Origin of the sequence: Cytobacillus sp. NCCP-133, assembly GCF_026011715.1 — a bacterium.
Taxonomy (GTDB): Bacteria; Bacillota; Bacilli; order Bacillales; family Cytobacillaceae; genus Cytobacillus.
This window is the reverse complement of the sequence record NZ_BRVM01000010.1, coordinates 130,540-153,384: the sequence shown is the minus strand read 5'-3', so window position 1 is coordinate 153,384 and position 22,845 is coordinate 130,540. Positions and strand designations below refer to the sequence as shown.

The window sequence follows — 22,845 nt, the reverse complement described above, 5'->3', positions numbered from 1 at the left end:
TTTTCTTGTTCAACAGAGTTATTGTCTCCAGCTCTTTTTTTGGCCAGCGAATAAAACCTCCTTTTGGTAGTTAGTATTTATTACCCGCTGCAGGATAAGTGAAACGTATAAGCCGATATGCATCATTTGGATTAACCAGACTAAAAAAAGTGCACCTTTTTATGAAGGTGCACTTTCGTATGACTAAGCAGCTTTTAAGGTGGATTTATTTTTTCGAATTTGTTTTTGTTTCATAATTTGATAAACATACCAGCCTGCTATAGCTAGTGTAATAACCGATCCGATGATCATGGACAACTGATAATCCATCTGAAAGCCCTCAGGCGCATAGAAGATGTACGTAGATACAACACCTGTCATAAACATGGCTGGAGCTCCGCAAATCCAATGAAACTTATTGTTTTTCAATAGATACATTGCACCTGTCCAGAGCATAACCGTAGCAACAACCTGGTTTGTCCATCCTACATATCTCCATAAAAAAGAGTAATCAATTGTAGAAAGGTATAAAGTAGGAATTGCAACAGGCAGGGTAGTTAAGATAACTTTCCACTTGCCTTCCATATTCAAGAAGGAAGATAGTAAGTCTGTCAGCATCATTCTAGAAGACCGGAGAGCTGTGTCACCCGTTGTAATCGGGAGAATGATAACGCCTAATATTGCCAGGATTCCTCCTAGTGTGCCAAGCAGGCTTTTGGAAATTTCATTGACTGCTCCAGCCGGACCGCCGGCTGCGAGTGCCTCCTGAAGTCCTCCTGTACCTCCGAAAAAGGTCATTCCCGCTGCGGCCCAAATGAGTGCGATAACGCCTTCCGCGATCATGGCGCCATAGAAGACCTTTCTTCCATCGCTCTCCTTTTTTAACGTTCTGGCCACAATTGGACTTTGTGTTGAATGAAAACCTGAAATGGCACCACAAGAAATGGTAACCATTAATAGTGGCCAGATCGGAAGTTCCCCGGGATGGAAATTAGCCAGAGTCACATTTGGAATCGATTTTCCGCTAAAGAGCAAAGCAATCCCAATTGATACCGCCATAAAGATCAAAATTGCTCCAAAAAGAGGATAGATCTTTCCAATAATTCGATTTACAGGCAAAATGGCAGCCAGTAAAAAGTAAGCAAAAATGGCAAGCAGCGAGGCCATAAAGCTTAATGGCGTTAAACTGGAAATAAGCTGTGCCGGACCAGCTGTAAAAGCGGCAGCAACCAATACCATTAATATGAGGGAAATAATATTAATGGTCGTTTTAGCAGTCTTTCCTAAATATCTGCCAACAAGGCTTGGATATTGCTCGCCTTTGTGCCTCAATGAAAGCATCCCTGAAAAATAATCATGAACTGCGCCTGCAAAAATGGAACCTGCCACAATCCAGATAAACGCTACAGGTCCGTATAAAGCTCCCATAATTGCACCAAAGATTGGACCAAGTCCAGCAATATTCAATAATTGAATTAAGCTTCCTTTCCACCAGCTCATCGGAACATAATCCATTCCGTCTTTTTCTGTATATGCCGGTGTTGGGCTGCTGTCATTTATTCCGAAAATTCGCTCTACTACCTTTGAGTAAACTGCATACCCCGCCAAAAGCAAGACAATTGAGCCTAAAAATGTCACCATGCTAACATCCCCCTGTTGTAATATGTGTTTCCAGTCTAATATCTGAAACTTATGAATATGTGGAATATTGTACTAGCAAAACAGATGAAAAAGCAAGATATTTTCAGAAAAAAAGATATTTTACAAAAATAATAACGCTTTCACTTTAGCGATTAAAAGAGTCATTACATTTTTTTTCGCTATTTTTAGAGGAACCCTCCATAAGGGAACCCCATAACCTATTATAAGATTCATTTGAAGGGAGGAATACGATGATTGTCCTTGCAAATAATCAGAGTAAACCTGGGATTGACCGTTTTTTTGGTGTTCAGCGAGAGATATTTTTTGCTCTTGAAAACAGTCCCGAGGTTCATCAATATGATTCCATGCATGAATTGCTGTTCGAAATTATGCTAAGGGAAAATATTATAAATGCAGCAAGACAGTTACATGCAAGTCCTATAGAATTCGCCCCCTTTAACACTTCCCGGTTTAATCCGCTCATCTGGAGAAGAACTAAATACGGTTATCTTCTTGATCCTGCAGTTCTCCCATCAGATGCCATTATGGACGTATATATACACAGCAGGGAATATGCTTTTGAATGTACAACAGCCATTGTGCTGATTTTTTATAAAGCTGTATTAGGTTCCATCTCAGTCAGCCGTTTTAACACTCTTTTCCAGGGTCTTCTCGTATGGGATTGGAATTATGATTATGACTTATCCATTATCACAAAAAAAGGAAGAAATTTCATACCGGGAGATGTGGTCTATTTTTATAATCCTGATTATGAACATCCTGTTTGGATGGGGGAAAACGCTGTGTATTTGGGTGGAGGGATGTACTTTGGACATGGTATTGGCATGGAAACCGAAGCGGGAATGATTAGGGCACTTAACACATTAAGAAAACCTGGAAGCATGAGGGATGCCTATCTTATTTCCCAGCATAGCAGATTGAATGTCAAGTATTTATCCCAATTTGCCAAACGTCCTTTATCTTTTGCTTAAGATTTTCATCACAGGAAAAGGATCTAAAATCCTATAAAAATCGGTTCAAAATGCCGGGAGCAAGTGATTTGGAGAATTGAAGCCCCTGCAGGAATCGGACTGAAAGCAAGGAGTTGTTTAAAAAAGGTTGCAGACATGAGTCTGCAACCTTTTTTTAAACGATAAAAATAAGCTTTGAATATAGAAAATGGTCTAGCTACTGCGCTTACCCCCTTTCGGCCACAAGACATTGGTTAGCAGGGCGCTTGCGCTTTTCTAGTTGATAAGATCTAAATAATCAGCTGCGATTCCATCCAGGGGAAAATGCTTTAATTTATCAGCTTCACGTTTTGACCTGACAGTCCAGGATATGGCTTTCATGCCATTTGAATGAATTAGGTAAAGGACACGCTTATTAACGATTGTCCATTTTGGATTAACATAACTGGCGTACTTGGATATTTCTTTCATTTCGATTTTGTCCGGAGGATAATTAATCAGGATGCCTACAGGCACTTCAGGCAATAGCTTCTTAAACTTCTGCATGGATTCCTTTTCAAAAGACTGGACAATTATATGGTCGTTACCCTTGAGATGAAGATTCCGCTTTCTAAGCTCTTCCGCTAAACGCTCCTCGATTCCGGGATATAATGATGGCTTTTTCAATTCAATTAAAAGGCCGACGCGATCAGCATATAAATCGAGAACTTCTTCCAATAATGGGATAACGGCACCTCTGAACTTTGGAGAAAACCAGCTTCCTGCGTCCATCTTCCTTAGTTCATCAAACGTATAATCCGAAACCTTCCCCTTATGGTCAGTCGTACGGTCTACAAGCGTATCGTGAATGACAACCAGTTTTCCATCCTTGCTTAATTGGACATCAATTTCAAGATAATCTGCTCCCATCTCAAGCGCACGATCATAAGAAGGAAATGTATTTTCGGGACAATATCCGGCCGCGCCTCGGTGGCCAATTTTTTTTACTTTATGTGTAGAATTGGCCATCTTTTTTATGCCAAAGAAAGATATAACCGTAGCCAAAACTGTAAAAAATGCATTTTTCATAAAACTCACAGCCATTTCTCCTCACAATTTTTTGCTCATCTTAAAGGATACGAAAACATTTTGTCAAATATTCGCTTTAAGAATGCAAATTTATTCTAAAATCACCCCAATAGACCTGATACCTTTTCGGGTAATGATGAATTCGGCGTAGCTCTATCGAAATCTAAATAAATAGATTTGCTTATTGAAAGTTTCTGAATATTTTAAATATAATTAATATACATCAGGTGAGAACGGGAATACACAAATGAGAGGAGCGATTGAATGAAGAAAAAAAGAGTTTTGGGAGCAGCCTTACTGAGTATAACAATGGGATTATCCATGTTTTCAGCAGGTGCATTCGGTCAGCAGCCAGACTCGAAGGAAGATTACCGGGTATGGATCCAAGGGCCCTCAGCTGAAAAAAGTAAACTGAAAACCCAGTATGAAGCGAGATGGGATTTTGGTGAGACAGGTTTCACAGCCACTGTCAACATCAAACAATATCAGGCCTTGCTGAAAAACAAAAATTTAAAGGTTCAGCTTGTAACCGAACATACTGTTGATGCAAAGCCAGGAGCTGGGACAGAAGCAGTTCCTTCTGACGGCACTCCATGGGGAATAGAAGCGATCTATAATGACAGCAGCATTCAAGCGGCATCTGGCGGGGATGGCATAAAGGTGGCTGTTCTCGATACAGGTGTTTATACGGCCCATGCTGATTTAGCTGGAAGCGATGAGCAGTGCAAAGATTTTACTCAGAGAAAGAGTCCTCTTATAAATGGCTCCTGCAATGATAAAAATGGTCACGGGACGCATGTAGCAGGTACTGTTCTTGCTCACGGCGGTGCCAATGAGCAGGGTATTTATGGTGTCGCCCCGGATGCTGATTTATGGGCATATAAAGTGCTCAATGACCGCGGATCAGGTTATTCGGATGATATTGCGGGTGCTATCAGGCATGCTGCTGATGAAGCAAGCCGTACAAACTCCAAAGTTATCATTTCCATGTCTCTAGGATCGAGCGGGAAAGACTCGATGATAGCAAGCGCAGTGGACTATGCTTACAGCAAGGGCGTATTGGTTGTAGCGGCTGCTGGAAACAGCGGACCTGGAAGCAGCACAATCGGTTATCCGGGAGCACTCACGAATGCAATCGCAGTAGCAGCTCTTGAAAACGTGCAGGAAAACGGTACATACCGTGTAGCGGATTTCTCTTCACGCGGCAATCCGCTTACAGATGGAGATTATGTTATCCAGGAAAAGGAAGTTGAAGTATCTGCACCGGGACGTGCTATCGAATCGACATGGTACAATGGTTCTTACAACACAATCAGCGGGACATCCATGGCTACCCCGCACGTGTCAGGACTTGCGGCAAAAATCTGGGCTTCTAATCCAAACATGAGTCATGCCCAGCTTCGTACTGAACTGCAAAACCGTGCCAAGTCCAATGACATTATAGGCGGAAGCGGCGCTGCAGCAGGAGATGACTATGCATCCGGATTTGGCTTCCCAAGAGTAAAATAAAATTTATGAACAGACCCGGCTGATTATCAGGATTGGCCGGTTTTATTTTAATATCAGACAAAAGCATCTTTGCACATAAATTAGATGGATATAGACAATCCTCCCTTGATTGAGACTTTATTAATATATTTTTCACTAACAGTGATGCCTCTCACTTCTTATGGCTTGTTAAGATTCTATACTGAGAATAAATTTCAATATAAATCGTGATGGAGGTATCAGAATATGTCCAATCAGCTTAAAGATAAAGTGTTTGAGGCATTGGAGGAAGTAATTGATCCTGAGTTAGGAATAGACATTGTGAATCTTGGTTTAGTGTATGAAGTAAATATCACAGAAGATCAAGCACATATCGTTATGACGATGACATCTATGGGATGCCCGCTGGCCGGCCAAATAATGGCTGGGGTTAAATCGAGCGTCCTGGAAAATGTGGGAGAAATCAAATCTGTTGAGGTAGATGTTGTCTGGAGTCCGCCATGGACAAAAGACAGGATGTCTAGATACGCACAGCTTGCTTTAGGTGTCCACCGATAAATCATCAAAAAGAATGAGGTATTACCCTTATGGCGGCTTATTCCATTAAGCTGTTTTCGTAGAGTTTGTTTCTTTTGGTCAAACTTACTAGGTTTTACCTCTATGTTGATTGTAGTGGGGGACGCTTGATCCTCGAAAATGCTACCGCATTTTCTTCGTGCTGTGCTAATTCAAGGAAGCTTATTCAATGTCCTGCTGGGAGTGAGGAAGTGGGATACCCCATAGGCGAAGCCGTGGAGGCTCCCACTTTTCCCCGCGGAAAGCAAGTGCCCGTGCTGAAATCAACGGACAAAATATATAAGTAAAACACCAATCATGGAAAAAAGAGCTTTCCATTAAAATAAAAAATCTCTGCTTCATCATATGAAGCAGAGATTTTTTAATAAATAGAAAGAGTTATTCCCATTCCTCATAAACTATGATTCCTCCTGTCAAATCCAATGTATTTCTTTCCCCTTTGTAAAAGAGCTTTCCATCTTCTTTTACAACTAGGTTCTCATATGTAAAAACACTCTTGCCGGAAGGCAGCTGAATGACTATTTTTTGTCCGAGTTCTTTCTTAGGTGCTTCAATCGTAATGAGACTTTGAGAATAGAAATAAAGTGCTGTGAAAATGGCCAGTAAACTGCTCAATAGGATAATAGACACCAGCATAATTTTGCTCTTTGGTTTTTCCAGGTGCAGCTCGGTTCTTGTCATATTCCCTTTCCCTCCGCTAACTAAGTATATTTTTCTATTCCACCATTTCTCGGCTTTTAATCCGGAATACTGGTTTTTTATCCCTGAATAAGGTATTCAGCAAGAGGTTGAAAAATGACAAAAATGGGTTAAAAGGCAGGAAAGCTATTTAAAAATTTCATGGAGACGAAAGATAATTACTGACATAGGGGGGATTTTCATAGTGTATTTTACGGGAATATGGTTATCTGGATTTACAAGGAGGACCAAGGATCACTCAGAACGGAAGACAGATTTGCTTCAGCAAAATCCGGATCGAAGCGTTCAAGGCAAAAAAATCTATATGCCTATTTTTTTAAAAAAATCAGTCTGAAAATCCTGATATATAAGGTGAAATGGGAGCTTTCCGCAGAAAGGCTTCTTTTTTGCCGGGCAAATCTGTGCATTCGTCTATCGCACAATTTGGGTGAAGTGAATAGGATATATTGAATCAAACAAAGGAGGTAATTGACTATGTCAGACGGATGCGGATACGGTGGAGGTTTCGCCCTTTTAGTTGTATTGTTTATTTTGTTAATCATCATTGGTGCTTCTTGGGGTTACGGTGGCTACGGATACTAAAAGTTAACTGCAGACTAGAAAAGGAGGGGATTCGATTATGTATGGCTATGGCTACGGAGGCTGCGGTTATGGAGGAGCTGGATATGGCGGCGGTTTTGCTCTAATCGTTGTTCTATTCATCCTGCTTATTATTGTAGGCGCGTCTTGTTTTAAGTGGTAATAAAGTAAAAGAAAAGCAGGAGATGTCCTGCTTTTCTTTTACTTTTTAGAGATACATATGTTTTCCGGAGATGGAAAACCCATCTGTTATCAGTACTTTAGCTAAATATAAATCGTAAGGCTGCCGAAAAAAAAGGAAGATTGACAGCCGTTTTGAAAAATAGCCTGAAGGTTTCATAACCGGAAAAAGGTTTCAGTGAAAAATAATCAAAAGTATATGGAATTATGTGGAGGGAAAGAATCATTTATAAAATTACAGACTGGAATAATGTATTTGTATGGAAAAAATAAGAAATTAGGGGGAGGCAGTATTTTTTATGAATGATAAAATGAATAAAAAGGAGAACTTCCTAGAAGTGTTTTATTAAAAATGTAAAGAATGTGTTTCTTTTTTTTATCTAATTCGTCTAATACTATGCGAGGGGGCACCGCTAAATGGAGCGAATATCCGTAGAAGCATTTGAAGAAATGTACAACGAATATAGCGATCGCATTTATGGATACATATTTCTTCTCGTAAATGAAAAAGAAATTGCAGAAGATCTGACCCAGGATACCTTTATTAAAGCCTATAAATATATGAACCAATTTAATGGGGAGTCCCAAATCTTTACTTGGCTTGTAAGGATATCAAGGAATGTAGCCATTGATTATTTGCGCAAGAAAAACAGATTTAAATTTTTCTCTATTGAAAAGTTCCAGTTGCCATCAGATGAAGATACGCCAACAGAGATTATCATTAAGGGAGAAAAAGCTGCACTCTTATATGAAGCAATCCGCCATTTGAAACTAAGTTATCAAGAAGTTCTGATATTAAGAAAAATAAAAGAGTTTTCCATAAAGGAAACGGCGGAAATTTTGAATTGGAATGAAAATAAAGTAAAAATCACCACTTCCAGGGCACTCGCCGCGCTAAAAAAAGAACTGCAGAAAAGGGGGGAGATCCATGAAGAACTCATTCGGATTCGATAATTCTTTCCGCGAGCTGGACTATATCCCGCGTTCACAGAGACAAAAACGGAAGAGCTTTAGAAAAATAATAAATGAAGCAGAAACTCGGCAAAGGGGCAAGAAAGACATCCTCCCGCGATTATTATCTGCTGCCGCGGTATTGGCTGCCTGTTTTCTTTTTTCAATTATCATTTATTCTGATGATTATATGAACCGAGGCAGCAATAGCTCTGCTGTGATGGGCAATAGTGTTATTACAAAAACAGCAGTTTCTATATCTGAATCTGAAAAGTCTTTTTCAGCAGAAGGGCCATACTCTCCAGGCATAGCAACCATACAGGATGAAAAATGGGAAGAGGCAGCCAGAAAAGCCATTAATTCAGCACATTCTGTAAATACTGCACTGACATCGAAACCGCAGTATGATGTGCAATTTATGTTAAAAGGGAAGGAGCCGCTTAAACTAAAAATCTGGGAAGAGGATGGAGAGGTAATTTTCAGGACGCTGGCAAGTGAAGAGTACTATATCCTTTCTTCAGAAGAAAGCAATCTTTTTCTGCAATACTTAAAGGCCGTAACTAAAAGCGTAGAGAAAAATCCTTAAATGACTTCATTTTGGAGTCTTTTTTTGACTTAATATCTTATTTGTTTACATTCCTGATAAGAATTCCTAAAAAATGCTTAAAACTAAATATTAGTGGTACTTCTACTTTAAAGGTGTAAAGTTTATTCTTCTCCTTCCAAAGGCACTTTATTGAAGGCTCAAAAATTGCCTCAAGTACAAAGGGATGAAAAAACCGGCTAAGCTGCAGCTTAGCCGGTTATAAGTGAAATGATGAAAGTAAGATCCGCCAGTCTATTGAATTGGACAATATGTTCTCCATTCTCCTGCTACGCAAACCTTGTATCGGGGAACATAGCAATCAGGTGTAACACCATCTTCGGTTAATCCATTTTCATTCAGCTGGTAAGAAACAGATGCTGCTGATTGCAATTCTGCAGGAGCACAAGTGTGCCCTCCTCGCCACTCATATTTTGTACAATAGTAGCAAAGCTGGCCTGCAGCAGTAATATTTTCAGAAGGCTCCACTTTATTTTCATCTGCCTTCTCAATCGCTTGCTTCTTGTTTATTTCTACTTCTGTCAAATACTTTTGGAAAATGCTATCGTTAGAAACATCTATCTTGGTTTTCTCACCGATTCTTAGATCGTTTACATAAAAAGCTAAATCTTCCATGAGCCTGCTATAATCGACGAGGCGAACCTTCAATCCGTTATCAAATTCATAAGAAAAAGATATAAGGGAAGAGAAATTAACTAGGGCATCTTCGTTCAGAAAAAGATTCTTTTCATTATATTCAATTTCGTATTGGATCGTCCAGCCATACTGGGATCCGCTATCATCGATAAGAGGTTTTGGCTTTACAGCTGAATTGTTTAGGAAGGATGATTTAAAATCTTTAAACTCATCAGCCTTTTTGACTGCCTTCATAAATTCCTTTTCAGTAAAATCCGCATTACCGCTTTTAGGCTGTGCAAACGCATTGCCTGAAAAAACTAGTAAAATAGACAATAGCAAGAAAATATACTTTTTCATCCCATACCTCCTAAAAATATTATCCAATTTAAGGTTAACGCATATTTCCAATATAAGGAATGGTGCGAATTGATTATATTTATCTGGTAAATTAATACTATTTTGAAACATTTGGTTACTTAGAAAAGAAATAGACATGGGAAGGGGTACCATTGTTTTGGAAAAAAAAGCGGGGTCGAAGTGAACCAGCATTTCCGGGGAAAAGAGCCGCATGGTTTTATGTGTCTTCTGCGGACAGGAGATTTTAAGTCTAAAGAAAGATCAACATTCAAAACGGCCATTGACACCGAATGACCGTTTAAAAGCAACTGCTTAATCCTGCAAAACTTTAATTATAATAGAAGCTTACGGTATTATCATATATCTGCCTTTGAACGATTTCGGAAGGTATTTTCCTTATATGAGCCAATGCTTTGATGGACCGAAGAATCATAGCTGGATGGGTAGGCTGACCTTTAAAAGGACCTTCAAATGGCCATGGTCCATCCGTTTCAGCCATGAGCCGATCAAGCGGATAATATCGGACAATGTCTTGTATTTCCCGTTCGTAAATAATATCTGGAGTAAAGGAGATATAGTATCCATTTGAAATCAGTCTTCTGACAATCGCCGATTCACCTTTAAACCAATGGAAATGTGCTTTTTGTATAGAATGCTTCTCCAATAGATTGCAGACAATAGGGGCATCGTCATAAACAGCATGTAGAGCTATAGGTTTATCCCGCTTCTTAGCGAACTTGATAAATGCTTCGAGCAATTCTATATAGCCTTCAATCTGAAAAATGCCAGAATGCTTTTTTCTTAGATAATATGGAAGCCCGACTTCTCCAACAGCTGACATTTCCTCCTTATGGAGCTCCATCCAGCTGAAAAGTTCTGAAATAACCTGATCGCCGGGAAGACTTTGTTCAGGATGAAAACCAAAAGCGGGCCTCACATGAGGATATACATTAGAAAGGTCGAGGTTTCGTTTGCAGGAATCCAAATCATTTGAAACGGAAATAACAGAAAGCTGATGCGTTGTGCGATTGAAAATTTCTGTTATTGCATCATCATCATATTGATCAAGATGTATATGGGAATCTATGATTTTAGCCAAAAAGCATCACCTCTGCTGAAGTTTAAAAGCGGCATGGATGCCTCTTTTGCAAGCAAGGAAATTTTCATCAAGAAAAAGCTCTTCCTTTCTCGGCCTGGTAAAAGGTACGGTAACTTCTTGCACCACTTGAGCAGGCTTGGTGCTTAGAAGCAAAATGCGATCAGAAAGGTATATAGCTTCTTCAATATTGTGTGTAACAAACAGGATAGTCGGTTTGTGTTCATTCCAAATATCGAGCAGCCATGTTTGCATTTCGTGGCGTGTCAGTTCATCCAATGCTGAAAATGGTTCATCCAATAAAATAACTGGCTGGGGACTTAGAAGGGCCCGAATAAAAGCAGCCCTTTGCTTCATGCCTCCGGAAAGTTCCTGGGGGTAAGCATTTTCATAGCCTTTTAATCCGGCTTTATACAGCATTTTCCTGGCAGTTTCAGGATTCGTTTTGCCCTGAATCTCTTGTCCGAGCAATACATTTTGGAGAATAGTTCTCCATGGCAGCAAAGAAGGGGTCTGTGGCATATAGCTGATAGAACCCCGCTTCCCATTGATCTTCTCGCCTTTCAGCTGAATCGTGCCGCTATCTGGCAGAAGCAGTCCGCCAATCAAGTTGAAAATAGTGCTTTTTCCGCTGCCGGATGGTCCGAGAATAGACACAAATTCACCGTAGTTTATATGAAAGGTAAGATTGTTTAAAACAAGGGTTGAATCAAAACTTTTTGATAATTGATCAATTGATAATTGAATCATTTTTTCTTAGCCTCCCGTGGTTTCCACTTGACGAGCAAACGCTCTGCCAAAAGAATTGCCCCAAAAAACAGTAAGCTTAGACCCATGATGGCAAAAATGGCAACAAACACTCGGTCAGTCCGAAAAGAAGAGGAGGCGAGAGTCATATAAACGCCTATACCAGCTTTTGCCCCCAGCCATTCGGAAATGACTGCACCCATCACACTGTAGGTGGCAGAGATTTTCAACCCGGAAAACAGGGAAGGGAGGGAGTATGGAAGCTCCAATTTCCAAAATAGCTGATCTTTACTGGCTCCAGCCATTAACATATAGTGCTTAAGCTCCCCGGGTGTTTGCCTAAATCCATCTAATGCTGCAACGGTAATAGGGAAAAAGCAAACCAATGTGATAACGATCAGCTTTGGAAGTATGCCGAAACCAAGCCACACCACAAGCAAAGGGGCCAGAACAATAATGGGCACATTTTGCGAAAGGATGAGAAGGGGATAAATGGCTTCCCTTATAAATGGAATTAAGTGCAGCAAAACCGCTGTCAGCAAACCGATGCCTGTACCAATCGCAAATCCGAGCAAAGAAAGCATGACAGTCGATCGAAGGTGGAGCTGCAAACCATTCCACCCTTCAATAGCTTCCTTAAAAATATCAGTTGGAGGCGGAAGGAGCCAAGCTGGGACATCAGCCAGCTTGACAGCAATCTCCCACAGAATGAATAAAAGGAGGAGAACCGCAGCCGGTCTCCATCCTTTCACAAAAACATTTTTCATGAACGATATTTCCCCGTTAAATTTTCCATTTCGATTCCTGTTGGCTGATACAGTATTTTTACCTGAGAGATTACGTTGCTGCTTCCTATTTCAATCATTTTATTATTCATATCTGCTATTACTTTCAATAAATGGTCCAAATCGCCTTCCATGGTTGTTTCTAAAGGATGGACTTCATGCTTAACCCCTGAATCCTGTATTACCTTAATGGCTTCATCTACATATGGAATTACATTTTCCCCGTTTTTTGTTTTAGGTATGATTTGAATGCTTACAAGTGCGTTCGCCACTTCATCTACTCTCCTTTATTCCGGCAGGAAGTCATTTGTAAAAGCTTTGCCGGTGTCTAATTCTCCGTCTAAAAGCCCATTTTCATGCATCCATTCAGCATAGTTTTCCCAAACTTCAAGCTTTTGCTCGCCCCATCTGGCTGCATCGTCCTGATAGCGAGGAGAAAGCCAGGCCTGGCTCTTCTTCACTAGATCGCTATCAAGGTCTGGTGCATTGGTTAATAATATATCAGCTGCTTCTTCTGGTTTTTCAATTGCGAACTCATAACCTTTCGATGCGGCTTTAAGGAATGCTTTAACAGTCTCCGGATTATCTTTTATCATTTTTTCATTAGTTGCCAGTACAGGTGTATAATAATCCAATTTCTCAGAATAATCGGTAAGGTAAACCATATTAATTTTTTCCCCGCGGAGCTCAGCTTCTACACCTGTCCACCCATAATAAATCCAGGCAAAGTCTATGTCCCTTTTCACTGCGGTAAAAAAGTCAGCGTCACCCATGTTGACAATAGATACTTTTTTTACATCGGCATTTTCTGTCTTCATGAGTGACTCCATTACCGATTTTTCAACAGGAGCTCCCCAGCCGCCATAAGTTTTCCCCTCAAAATCCTTTGGAGTCTTAATATTTTTATCTGCAGGAGAGGCAAAACCAGATGTATTGTGCTGAATGACTGCGGCAATCGATACGAGGGGAACGCCCTGTACGCGTGCCTCTGTGATGCTTTCCTGATAGCTTACCCCGAAATCCGCCTTGCCTGAGGCTGTGAGCTGATCTGCACCAGCTTCGCCGGGCATAATAATTTCAACATCAAGACCTTCCTCTTTAAAATAGCCTTTGTCTTTTGCCACATATAAACCAGTATGGTTGGTGTTTGGAGTCCAGTCCAAAACGACTGTAATCTTTTTTAGATCTTCTTTCTTTTTTTCGCTGTTTTGTTGTGTCTCTTGCCCATTTCCTGAACAGCCGGCAAGAAGCAGTACAGAACAAACAGCTGCTGCAATCCAATTTTTCATCTTTAAACCTCCTGTATGTCTTTAGGTAATGTCGAACAAAGGAAAGATGATTATAGTTTGCCCTGCAAAACAAAAAACACCCAGGCATAATACCGGGGCGCATATAAACAATATTATAATGTTAAATAATATGTTCCCTACGCTGGTATTAGCCAGATCAGGTTCAAAGGGTCAACATCTAAAGGATGAAGTCTCAACCGGCATAACCGGTTCCCCCACATTCTAGTTATTCAATTATGTTGGCCAACAGACCCTGCGAAATAAATAATGATAACTGGCATGCTATTTCACTTTCCACCATTATTATATCAAAAAGTATTCGTATGAACAGCAAAAATTTGACTGTTGTTTGACATATCCGATAAACCCGATTGTTTTGCTGATTATGTTACGATTAGATTATTTCATTTCTATCGTGCGGCTTTCCTTCCAAATCTTAAACTTTTCAAGTTCCCCTGTAACTTGGCTAACAGCAAAGCCTAGCACAGCAGCATCATCAAGAATTCCAATTCCAGCTAAAAAATCCGGTACTATATCGATAGGTGAAACAAAGTATATTATGGAGGCAATAATAAAGAGTATTGATTTTTTTGAGATATGGCGGTAATCTCCTCTTGACCAAGCTTTAATCATATCGATCAAAAGCTGAAATTTATCCCATATATCACTTAAGGAAGATTTATTATGATTCGCTTTTGTCGTTGCCTTGTTTAACAGGCTTCTTGTCTTTTCGGGATCTTCTGCATACTTTTTGGCTTTGGAGGTAAATTTTTTAAAGCCTTTCCGATAGTCTTTTGTTTCCGTCTCTTGCATATTAATCACTCCCTATTGATAAGTAGCGTAAACAGTTATAATCTATTATTTACCGCAAATAAAGGAATAAATAAACATTTTATCCTTTTAAAATAATGGGAAAACCATTAAATGAAGCTGATATCTATGCTTGAGACATGGCTGAAGGAATCGGGGTATACGGTTATTTTAACAGGAGCGGGCATGTTAACGGAAAGTGGCCTCCCTAATTTTAGATATGCCAATAAAGGGTCTGTAATAAATAAAATGTTGACTATTGCTATGCTTTTTACTTTCTTTCTACTATAATGAACAGAGAACCGTGATTTTGCTTATTGTTTTTTGTATATTTCCATGTGATTTCGATATATAAGGAGTGTATAGCATGTTAACAAACATTGGTATTCCAGGTCTGATTCTGATATTGGTACTGGCTCTTATAATCTTTGGACCGAAGAAGCTTCCTGAAATAGGGAAAGCGTTCGGTGAAACATTAAAAGAATTTAAAAAGTCAACCCGTGAATTAACCAATGATGATGACGATGATAAAAAGAAAGAGCAGATGAAAAAAAATTAAAAGACGGCTTTGCAGACCAATTTTGGTCTGGAAGCCGTCTTTTTTTTAAATATCAGAAAGTATATCCCCTTGAATTTAGAGAACTGTCTAGCGCAAGCAGCCTATCCCCTCGAGGTCACAAGCCTGTTCTAGTTGCGGCTCCTAGGGGCTCGGGGTCATGCAGACGTTGCCACAGGACGTGGCGCTTTTAGTCTGCGTTCCTTCGTGGGCAAGGCGCCCTGCGCTTTTCATCTTTTTTTAGGGTAATATAACAGATGGAAAGTCACGGCAAAGAAAAAAAGTTGACGGACATGTATATACAAGATAAAATGAAAACGTAAACAACTCATGTATATACAAGTTGGTTTCCACTTAAAGGGTTAACGATTTGCATAATTAAAAAATTGGATTGGTATGTAAAGATCGAGAAAAATTATTAATAAAACCTTTAAGTTGTTTTTTTTAAAATAAAATGAAAACGGTAACAGGAGGAGAGAGAAGAATGGGTGCAAATAAACAGACAGCCGAGCAAATCGTCGAAGCAATTGGCGGCAAAGAGAACATTGCCGCGGCCACTCATTGTGTCACACGATTACGATTTGCTTTAAAAGATGAAGGAAAAGTAGATAAGGAAAAACTTGAAGATATAGAAGTTGTAAAAGGCTCCTTTTCCTCTAATGGGCAGTTTCAAGTTGTCATTGGACAAGGTCTCGTCGATAAAATTTACAAGGAAATGACAGAAGCAACAGGCATCGGGGAATCTTCTAAGGAAGAAACAAAAACAGCCGCTGCAGAAAATCTGAATCCATTGCAGCGTGGAATAAAAACACTGGCTGATATCTTTATCCCAATCTTGCCTGCCATTGTAACAGCAGGTCTTCTTATGGGGATTAACAATATTATGACAGCTCCTGATATTTTCTTTGATAATAAGTCGTTTGTTGAAGTTTATACCAACTGGGCTGATTTAGCGAGCATCATTAACCTGATCGCCAACACAGCGTTCGTATTCCTGCCAGGGCTAATTGGCTGGAGTGCCGTAAACCGTTTCGGAGGAAGCCCGTTATTAGGAATTGTATTAGGTTTAATGCTTGTTCACCCTGATTTATTAAATGCATGGGGATATGGAGCAGCAGAAGATATTCCAAAATGGAATTTGTTTGGACTTGAAGTCGAAAAAGTAGGCTATCAGGGTCAAGTGTTGCCTGTATTATTTGCTTCATTGGTGCTGGCAAAGATTGAAGTATTTTTACGAAAGAGAATTCCGGATGCAATCCAGCTGCTGACTGTAGCGCCAATCGCCTTATTGGTGACAGGATTTCTTTCATTCATTGCTATTGGGCCAATTACTTTTACAATCGGAAGCTGGATTACAAATGGTGTTGTCGGAATCTTTGAAGGAGTACCGGCTCTTGGCGGCCTAATTTATGGAGGGTTATATGCGCCACTTGTTATCACAGGGATGCACCACACATTCCTTGCGGTCGATTTACAGTTAATCGGCAGCATCGGAGGAACCTTTTTATGGCCAATGGTTGCGCTCTCTAATATCGCACAGGGTTCAGCCGCGTTCGCGATGATGCGGTTAAACAAAGGAAACGAAAAGCTGAAAGGTCTTGCGCTAACTTCTTCAATCTCAGTTTGGCTTGGTGTAACGGAGCCGGCAATGTTTGGGGTGAACCTTCGTTATAAATTCCCGTTCTTTGCAGCAATTATTGGTTCTGCGATCGCCGGAATTTTCATCACAATCAATGGAGTTAAAGCACCCTCCATCGGTGTAGGAGGATTGCCGGCATTCTTCTCGATTTTTGCGGAAAATTGGGGTGCATTCTTCATCGGTATGGGAATTGCACTTGTTGTCCCATTCGTTCTTACAATGGTCTTCTCAAAGTTTAAAAAAGCTTAGTCATTTATTGATACCATGGGATTTTTCGAATTCCATGGTATCGCCGTTTATTGGAATGGCTCAAAATAAAAAATATTGGAGGTTGCCAGATGAAGAAGCAATGGTGGAAAGAAAGTGTTGTTTATCAAATCTATCCGCGCAGCTTCATGGATAGCAATGGCGATGGAATAGGAGATCTTCAGGGAATCATCTCCAAGCTTGATTATTTAAATGAACTTGGAATAGATGTTATATGGCTTTCCCCTGTTTATAAATCACCCAATGATGATAACGGCTATGATATTAGCGATTATCAGGATATTATGAGCGAGTTTGGAACCATGGAAGATTGGGAAGAACTTCTTGGACAGATGCACAAGAGAGGCATTAAGCTCATTATGGATTTGGTTGTAAACCATAGTTCAGACGAGCATGCTTGGTTTGCTGAGGCAAAGAAATCGAAGGACAGCCCGTACAGGGATTACTACATATGGCGGGAAGGCAAAGATGGAAAAGAGCCGAACAACTGGGGAAGCAATTTTGGGGGCTCGGCATGGGAACTAGATGAAAATACCGGTGAATATTTTTTGCATTTGTTTTCGAAAAAACAGCCGGATTTGAATTGGGAGAATCCAAAACTAAGGTGTGAAATCTATGACTTGATGACATGGTGGCTTGATAAAGGCATTGATGGACTCAGAATGGATGTAATCAATTTCATTTCTAAAGTTGACAGCCTCCCTGAAGATGAACCGAAGCCAGGAAAAAAATATGCATCAGGCAGCAAGTATTACCGAAACGGACCAAGAATTCATGAATATTTGAAGGAAATGAATGAAAAAGCCTTATCGAGATATGATGTAATGACTGTAGGCGAAATGCCAGGGGTGACGCCTGAATGGGCCAGACAGTATACCGGTGAAGACCGGAAAGAATTAAACATGGTCTTCCAATTTGAGCATGTAAGCCTTGATAACGGTCCAAATGGCAAATGGGATCTTAAGCCGCTCGCTTTGCAGGATTTAAAGGCCAATCTTTCAAAATGGCAAATCGAGCTTGACGAAGTGGGCTGGAATAGCCTTTATTTCAATAATCATGATCAGCCGCGCTCCGTTTCAAGATTCGCCAATGACGGTGAGTACCGGGAAAAGTCTGCTAAAATGCTTGCAACGCTCCTTCATATGATGAAAGGGACTCCCTATATTTATCAGGGGGAAGAAATCGGAATGACGAATGTTCGTTTTGATTACATTGGCGACTATAAAGATATTGAAACACTTAATTTTTATAAAGAAGCGCTTCAAGATGGATGGACTGAACAAAAGGCCCTGGAAAGCATCCATGCAAAAGGACGTGACAACGCACGAACTCCGATGCAATGGAATTCTTCTGAACATGGAGGATTTACTAAAGGAACTCCCTGGATAAAAGTAAACCCTAATTATAAGAAAATTAATGCAGAACAGGCTTTAAAAGAACCAGGCTCCGTTTTTCATTATTATAGAAAGCTGATTGAACTAAGAAAGCAGCATGAAATTATAGTTTACGGAAGATATAACTTAATCCTCGAAAATCATCCGGAAGTTTATGCTTATACAAGAATCCTTGGCAATCAAACACTTCTTGTTTTGTGCAATTTTTACAATGGAAGCCATGAAGTAGAAGTCCCAGCACAATTACAGGGAACCAGCCCTAAAGTATTGATTGGGAATTATAAAGACTTACAGGGAAGCGGAACGATTAAGCTCCGCCCGTATGAAGCACAAGTTCTTCTTTTTAATTAAAAAATACTGAAAATAGGTGTGATTCAAATGAATGAAGCATGGTGGAAAAAAGCTGTAGTATATCAAATTTATCCGAAAAGCTTTAATGATACGACTGGCAATGGGATTGGGGATATTCCGGGAATTATTGCCAAATTGGACTATTTAAAGGAATTAGGTGTGGATGTCGTTTGGCTTACACCCATTTATAAATCTCCGCAGCGTGATAACGGTTATGATATTAGCGACTATTTCAGCATCCACAAACAGTATGGAACAATGGAAGACTTTGATAAGCTCCTTGAAGAGGCGCATAGCCGTGATATAAAAATCATTATGGACATTGTTGTAAACCATACATCTACTGAGCATGAATGGTTTCAGGAAGCAAAAAAATCAAAAGATAATCCATACCGTGATTTTTATATCTGGAAGGATCCTAAAGCGGATGGCAGTGAGCCTACAAACTGGGAATCGAAATTTGGGGGAAATGCCTGGGAGTATGATAAAAAAACAGAGCAATACTACTTGCATCTTTTTGACATTACTCAGGCAGATTTAAATTGGGAAAATGAAGAGCTCCGCCGGAAAGTCTATGATATGATGAGATTTTGGTTTGAAAAAGGAGTGGATGGTTTCAGACTCGATGTCATCAACCTTATTTCAAAGGACCAGCATTTTCCTGATGATAACGGCTCAGTTCCGCCAGGTGATGGGAGAAAGTTTTATACAGATGGCCCTCGTGCGCATGAATTCATGCATGAAATGAACCAAAATGTATTTTCTAAATACGATAGCATGACAGTCGGGGAAATGTCTTCAACCACCATTGATCATTGCATCAAGTATTCAAACCCTGAGCGTGAAGAATTAAGCATGACCTTTAACTTTCATCATTTAAAAGTGGATTATCCAAATGGCGAGAAATGGGCTTTAGCCGATTTTGATTTTCGTGCGTTAAAGCAGATCTTGTCAAAGTGGCAGACTGAAATGCATAGAGGCGGTGGATGGAATGCACTTTTCTGGTGCAATCATGATCAGCCACGTGTTGTTTCAAGGTACGGCGATGATGGAAAATATCATCTGGAATCAGCTAAAATGCTGGCGACAACCATCCATATGATGCAGGGCACACCATATATTTATCAGGGCGAAGAGTTTGGCATGACAAATCCTGGCTTTAACAGCATTGATGAATACCGGGATGTTGAGTCATTGAACATCTTTAATATCCTGAAGGATAAGGAAATGCCAGAGAGGGAAATTATTGAAATCTTAAAAAGTAAATCTCGCGATAACTCCCGTACGCCTGTCCAATGGGATAGCTCGGAAAATGCAGGTTTTACCGAGGGGAAACCATGGATCAATGTAGCACCTAACTACAAGGAAATTAATGCGGAAAGTGCTTTAAAGGATAAGGATTCTGTATTTTATCATTATAAAAAGCTTATCGATCTCCGTAAGCAGTTTGACATCATCACTTATGGTGATTATGAATTGATTTCTGAAGAACACCCTGAAGTTTTTGCCTATATTCGTAATGGCCAAAATGAATTGCTTCTTGTTGTTAATAATTTCTATGGTAAAGGGACATCATGTACCTTGCCAGCTTCAGTTGTTCTTGAAGGGTACAAGTCTGAGATCTTGCTATCCAATTATCAGGATTCCCCTTCAGCAAGTAGGGAAATCAACCTTCGTCCGTATGAATCAGTTATTTATCACTTGAAAAAATAAGATGAAAAAATCCTCCTTCAGACGGAGGATTTTGTTATTCAAGAGACATTTTTCAATATTTATGAAATGTCAATTAAAAAGATGTATTTATCAATGAAAAGCTTCAATATATCAATGGAAAATCTTATATATCATTGAACATATTTTATAGCCAGCCCTTAAAACAGCATGCCCGCAATCGCGGCACTTAGCATGGAGGCGAGGGCACCAGCTGCTACAGATTTAAGGCCTAGGCGTGCAATGTCTTTCCTGCGGTTAGGCGCTAATCCTCCAAGCCCTCCAAGCAGGATTCCCAGTGAAGATATGTTGGCAAATCCGCATAGAGCAAAACTGATAATCGCTACCGTTTTGTCTGATAAGTTGGGGATCTCAGGTGCAAATGCAGAATAAGCGACAAATTCATTCAAAATTAATTTTTGACCGATAAAGTTGCCTGCCTGTACTGCTTCCTCCCAAGGAACGCCAATCGCAAACGCAAGTGGAGAAAATAGATAGCCGAGAATGGTCTCTAGGGTCAGGCCGCCAAAACCAAACAATCCGCCAACCCAACCGAGAAGGCCATTTATTAAGGCTACAAGGGCGATAAACGCCAGGAGCATTGCCCCTATATTCAAGGCAAGTTCCAAGCCGACACTAGCTCCTTTTGCTGCGGCGTCAATGACATTGGCAGAATCTTTATCCACTTCCATATCAAACTCTTTAGGCTCTTCTTTATCTTCTGTTTCCGGGAGCATGATTTTAGCCAATATTAATCCTGCAGGTGCAGCCATAAAGCTTGCCGCAAGCAAATACTCGAGAGGAACACCAAGCAGGGAATATCCAATCAATACAGATCCTGCTACAGATGCAAGCCCCCCCGTCATGACAGCAAATAGTTCTGATTTCGTCATATTGGCGAGATAAGGGCGAACAACAAGCGGTGCTTCTGTTTGGCCTACGAAAATATTTGCAGCCGCAGACATAGATTCGGCCTTTCTTGTCCCAAGAAGCCAGGAAAGAGCGCCCCCTAAAATCTTTATGAAAAATTGCATGATCCTTAAATAATAGAGGACTGAGATCAATGAAGAGAAAAAGATAACGACCGGAAGCACCTGAAAGGCAAATACAAATGCTATTCCTGATTCCTCTGTGAAAAGGCCTCCGAATAAAAAGTTAATTCCTTGATTGGCATAATTAATAACATCATTTACCTTCAGAGTCAGCCAATTCAGTGCATTTTGGCCGGCTTCCCACTTCAAAACGAGAAAGGCGAAAATCAGCTGAATGGCAAGCCCGCAAGCAACAGTCCGAAGATTGATTGCCTTTTTATTGCTTGAAAGCAGGAATGCGATTCCCAGAACGACAATGATACCGAAAATTCCCCAAAGAAAATTCATTCTAACACCTCTTATACTCTGTAGTATTCCCTGCAAGACGTTTGGGCGGATTTTAGCCAATGCTTCTTTTCCCAAAAACCTCCGCCTTAAAGCTTAATAGTTTTATTATGTTCAAAGGGTGTAAATTCATGAAAAATAAATGATATTCGTTCAGGGCAAAAAAAGATGAGAACCGTGGTCTCATCTTTCTGTGTTTTTCTCGATATACTCAAATAAAAAAGACTGTCCGTTTCTGTAAAAACGGGGATCAAAAATACCGAGCCGCTCATCGTCATCAACAAGTACAACAAAGGGGGACCATTCATAAAGGGTTTTAGCTTCAGGGCGTTCTGAGAATAATTTGTCCAAATTTGCGAATTCATTTGATTCAAGCACATATTGAATTTCCTTTTCCTGAAACAGGCTGTCATTATAGATGGTGACTTTATCATCTTTTTTTGTGATGACTGAATAAGACCACGGAACAAAATCTGCTGACAATGCGATTTGATCATTTTGGCCATCATATTGTTTATAGATCAAGAAACCTTGTGTGGTTTGGATGATTACATGAAGAAGCATGAATATCCAAGCCATTTTATAGTAATAAGGAGATTTTGCTTTTTTTCCTTTTGATAAAATAAAGGCTGTTCCCATAATAATCCAAAATACAAAATCAACAATCGGAATCGTTCCAAACGTTACTCTCATATTTGAAAAAGGTTCCAAATAGCCCGTTCCCCAGGCATTGAATAAATCACTGGTATTATGTATGAACACGGCAAACCATCCTAAAAGGAAAAGCTTCCTATCCTTTACCTTGAACAGCAGGAGGGAAAGGAAGAAAAATAATAACGCCCAAATGGGAGTCAGAAAAAAAGAATGAGTAATGCCCCTGTGCCACATTTGATAAAGCCCTTCGGTGTCCCACAGGCGGGAAATAACATCAATATCGGGAATTTGGCTGGCACCGACGGCAGTCAGCAAATAAGCCCTTTTATGATTTTTATTCATCTTTTTCTTATCTACTGCACCGTAGAGGGTGAGGCCAAACAAAGTATGAGTAATGGTATCCATTCTTTCGCTTCCTTTGCTTTCAGCTTTATTTTCATTATTATAATCCTGAAAATGG

General features: G+C 40.0%; 23 protein-coding genes, 1 pseudogene and 1 riboswitch. Of the genes and pseudogenes, 12 read left to right on the top strand and 12 right to left on the bottom strand.

The genetic code is table 11. The features are described 5' to 3' along the window. Positions 1-183 precede the first annotated feature (183 nt). The gene (locus NCCP133_RS13300; RefSeq protein ID WP_264805496.1) at positions 184-1,620 is read right to left on the bottom strand and encodes a carbon starvation CstA family protein; all 1,437 of its coding nucleotides are present in this window, start codon (positions 1,618-1,620) and stop codon (positions 184-186) included. A 251-nt stretch (positions 1,621-1,871) separates the two neighbouring features. Here NCCP133_RS13300 and NCCP133_RS13295 point away from each other — a divergent pair, with 251 nt between their 5' ends. After that, positions 1,872-2,612 carry a protein-glutamine gamma-glutamyltransferase gene (locus tag NCCP133_RS13295; protein WP_264805495.1) on the top strand — a complete coding sequence of 247 codons (741 nt, stop codon included), beginning with the start codon at positions 1,872-1,874 and terminating at the stop codon, positions 2,610-2,612. 255 nt (positions 2,613-2,867) lie between these two features. Here the strand turns inward: NCCP133_RS13295 and NCCP133_RS13290 are convergent, their stop codons facing one another. Further along, on the bottom strand, positions 2,868-3,674 hold the full coding sequence (locus NCCP133_RS13290; RefSeq protein ID WP_442874262.1) for a glycerophosphodiester phosphodiesterase: 807 nt from the start codon (positions 3,672-3,674) through the stop codon (positions 2,868-2,870). Positions 3,675-3,923: 249 nt separating this feature from the next. Here NCCP133_RS13290 and NCCP133_RS13285 point away from each other — a divergent pair, with 249 nt between their 5' ends. Both NCCP133_RS13285 and NCCP133_RS13280 read left to right on the top strand, forming a co-directional pair. Further along, positions 3,924-5,168, top strand: a complete 1,245-nt coding sequence (locus NCCP133_RS13285) for a S8 family peptidase (protein WP_264805494.1) — start codon at positions 3,924-3,926, stop codon at positions 5,166-5,168. A gap of 225 nt (positions 5,169-5,393) precedes the next feature. Next, positions 5,394-5,705 (top strand): metal-sulfur cluster assembly factor, encoded by a 312-nt coding sequence (locus NCCP133_RS13280; protein ID WP_264805493.1) that lies wholly within the window; start codon positions 5,394-5,396, stop codon positions 5,703-5,705. Between the two features lie 396 nt (positions 5,706-6,101). On the opposite strand, the gene NCCP133_RS13275 is transcribed toward NCCP133_RS13280, so the two are convergent. Further along, positions 6,102-6,404 (bottom strand): hypothetical protein, encoded by a 303-nt coding sequence (locus NCCP133_RS13275; protein ID WP_264805492.1) that lies wholly within the window; start codon positions 6,402-6,404, stop codon positions 6,102-6,104. A gap of 492 nt (positions 6,405-6,896) precedes the next feature. On the opposite strand from NCCP133_RS13275, the gene NCCP133_RS13270 reads away from it, so the two are divergent. The 4 genes from NCCP133_RS13270 to NCCP133_RS13255 all read left to right on the top strand — a co-directional run bounded on the left by NCCP133_RS13270 (position 6,897) and on the right by NCCP133_RS13255 (position 8,718). Next, the gene (locus tag NCCP133_RS13270; protein WP_110067459.1) at positions 6,897-7,004 is read left to right on the top strand and encodes a YjcZ family sporulation protein; all 108 of its coding nucleotides are present in this window, start codon (positions 6,897-6,899) and stop codon (positions 7,002-7,004) included. Between the two features lie 37 nt (positions 7,005-7,041). Next, positions 7,042-7,164 carry a YjcZ family sporulation protein gene (locus NCCP133_RS13265; RefSeq protein WP_076256871.1) on the top strand — a complete coding sequence of 41 codons (123 nt, stop codon included), beginning with the start codon at positions 7,042-7,044 and terminating at the stop codon, positions 7,162-7,164. A 434-nt stretch (positions 7,165-7,598) separates the two neighbouring features. Then, a complete protein-coding gene (locus NCCP133_RS13260; protein ID WP_264805491.1) occupies positions 7,599-8,135 on the top strand; it encodes an RNA polymerase sigma factor in 537 nt (178 codons plus the stop codon). Continuing rightward, positions 8,110-8,718: a hypothetical protein gene (locus tag NCCP133_RS13255; protein ID WP_264805490.1), complete on the top strand. Its 609-nt coding sequence runs from the start codon at positions 8,110-8,112 to the stop codon at positions 8,716-8,718. Before NCCP133_RS13260 ends, NCCP133_RS13255 begins: the two co-directional genes overlap by 26 nt. A 252-nt stretch (positions 8,719-8,970) precedes the next feature. Here the strand turns inward: NCCP133_RS13255 and NCCP133_RS13250 are convergent, their stop codons facing one another. The 7 genes from NCCP133_RS13250 to NCCP133_RS13220 form a co-directional block, all read right to left on the bottom strand. After that, complete coding sequence (locus tag NCCP133_RS13250; protein WP_264805489.1) at positions 8,971-9,711, bottom strand: hypothetical protein; 741 nt, start codon at positions 9,709-9,711, stop codon at positions 8,971-8,973. 328 nt (positions 9,712-10,039) lie between these two features. After that, the gene (locus NCCP133_RS13245; protein WP_264805488.1) at positions 10,040-10,810 is read right to left on the bottom strand and encodes a TatD family hydrolase; all 771 of its coding nucleotides are present in this window, start codon (positions 10,808-10,810) and stop codon (positions 10,040-10,042) included. A 6-nt stretch (positions 10,811-10,816) separates the two neighbouring features. Continuing rightward, on the bottom strand, positions 10,817-11,557 hold the full coding sequence (locus NCCP133_RS13240) for an ABC transporter ATP-binding protein (protein ID WP_264805487.1): 741 nt from the start codon (positions 11,555-11,557) through the stop codon (positions 10,817-10,819). Then, the gene (locus NCCP133_RS13235) at positions 11,554-12,321 is read right to left on the bottom strand and encodes an ABC transporter permease (protein WP_264805486.1); all 768 of its coding nucleotides are present in this window, start codon (positions 12,319-12,321) and stop codon (positions 11,554-11,556) included. The genes NCCP133_RS13240 and NCCP133_RS13235 overlap by 4 nt, the downstream gene beginning before the upstream one ends. Beyond that, positions 12,318-12,611, bottom strand: coding sequence for a thiamine-binding protein (locus NCCP133_RS13230; protein ID WP_264805485.1), 294 nt, complete (start codon positions 12,609-12,611; stop codon positions 12,318-12,320). The genes NCCP133_RS13235 and NCCP133_RS13230 overlap by 4 nt, the downstream gene beginning before the upstream one ends. A 15-nt stretch (positions 12,612-12,626) precedes the next feature. After that, complete coding sequence (locus NCCP133_RS13225) at positions 12,627-13,628, bottom strand: ABC transporter substrate-binding protein (RefSeq protein ID WP_264805484.1); 1,002 nt, start codon at positions 13,626-13,628, stop codon at positions 12,627-12,629. 117 nt (positions 13,629-13,745) lie between these two features. Then, a riboswitch (TPP riboswitch) is annotated at positions 13,746-13,855 on the bottom strand. Positions 13,856-14,027: 172 nt separating this feature from the next. Further along, complete coding sequence (locus NCCP133_RS13220) at positions 14,028-14,441, bottom strand: YkvA family protein (protein ID WP_264805483.1); 414 nt, start codon at positions 14,439-14,441, stop codon at positions 14,028-14,030. A gap of 126 nt (positions 14,442-14,567) precedes the next feature. Here NCCP133_RS13220 and NCCP133_RS13215 point away from each other — a divergent pair. The 5 genes and pseudogenes from NCCP133_RS13215 to treC form a co-directional block, all read left to right on the top strand. Then, positions 14,568-14,672, top strand: a pseudogene (locus NCCP133_RS13215) (NAD-dependent protein deacylase); the annotation flags it as partial. A gap of 133 nt (positions 14,673-14,805) precedes the next feature. Continuing rightward, positions 14,806-14,997, top strand: coding sequence for a twin-arginine translocase TatA/TatE family subunit (tatA, locus tag NCCP133_RS13210; RefSeq protein ID WP_264805482.1), 192 nt, complete (start codon positions 14,806-14,808; stop codon positions 14,995-14,997). 481 nt (positions 14,998-15,478) lie between these two features. Next, entirely contained in the window at positions 15,479-16,882 is a 1,404-nt protein-coding gene (gene treP, locus NCCP133_RS13205; protein ID WP_264805481.1) for a PTS system trehalose-specific EIIBC component, read from the top strand. Positions 16,883-16,971: 89 nt separating this feature from the next. Then, on the top strand, positions 16,972-18,645 hold the full coding sequence (locus NCCP133_RS13200) for a glycoside hydrolase family 13 protein (protein ID WP_264805480.1): 1,674 nt from the start codon (positions 16,972-16,974) through the stop codon (positions 18,643-18,645). Between the two features lie 27 nt (positions 18,646-18,672). Then, positions 18,673-20,358: an alpha,alpha-phosphotrehalase gene (gene treC / locus NCCP133_RS13195; protein ID WP_264805479.1), complete on the top strand. Its 1,686-nt coding sequence runs from the start codon at positions 18,673-18,675 to the stop codon at positions 20,356-20,358. Between the two features lie 158 nt (positions 20,359-20,516). Here the strand turns inward: treC and NCCP133_RS13190 are convergent, their stop codons facing one another. Together NCCP133_RS13190 and NCCP133_RS13185 are read right to left on the bottom strand one after the other, a co-directional pair. After that, positions 20,517-21,734, bottom strand: coding sequence for a NupC/NupG family nucleoside CNT transporter (locus tag NCCP133_RS13190; protein WP_264805478.1), 1,218 nt, complete (start codon positions 21,732-21,734; stop codon positions 20,517-20,519). 180 nt (positions 21,735-21,914) lie between these two features. Further along, complete coding sequence (locus NCCP133_RS13185; protein WP_264805477.1) at positions 21,915-22,790, bottom strand: metal-dependent hydrolase; 876 nt, start codon at positions 22,788-22,790, stop codon at positions 21,915-21,917. Between the last annotated feature and the right edge of the window lie 55 nt (positions 22,791-22,845).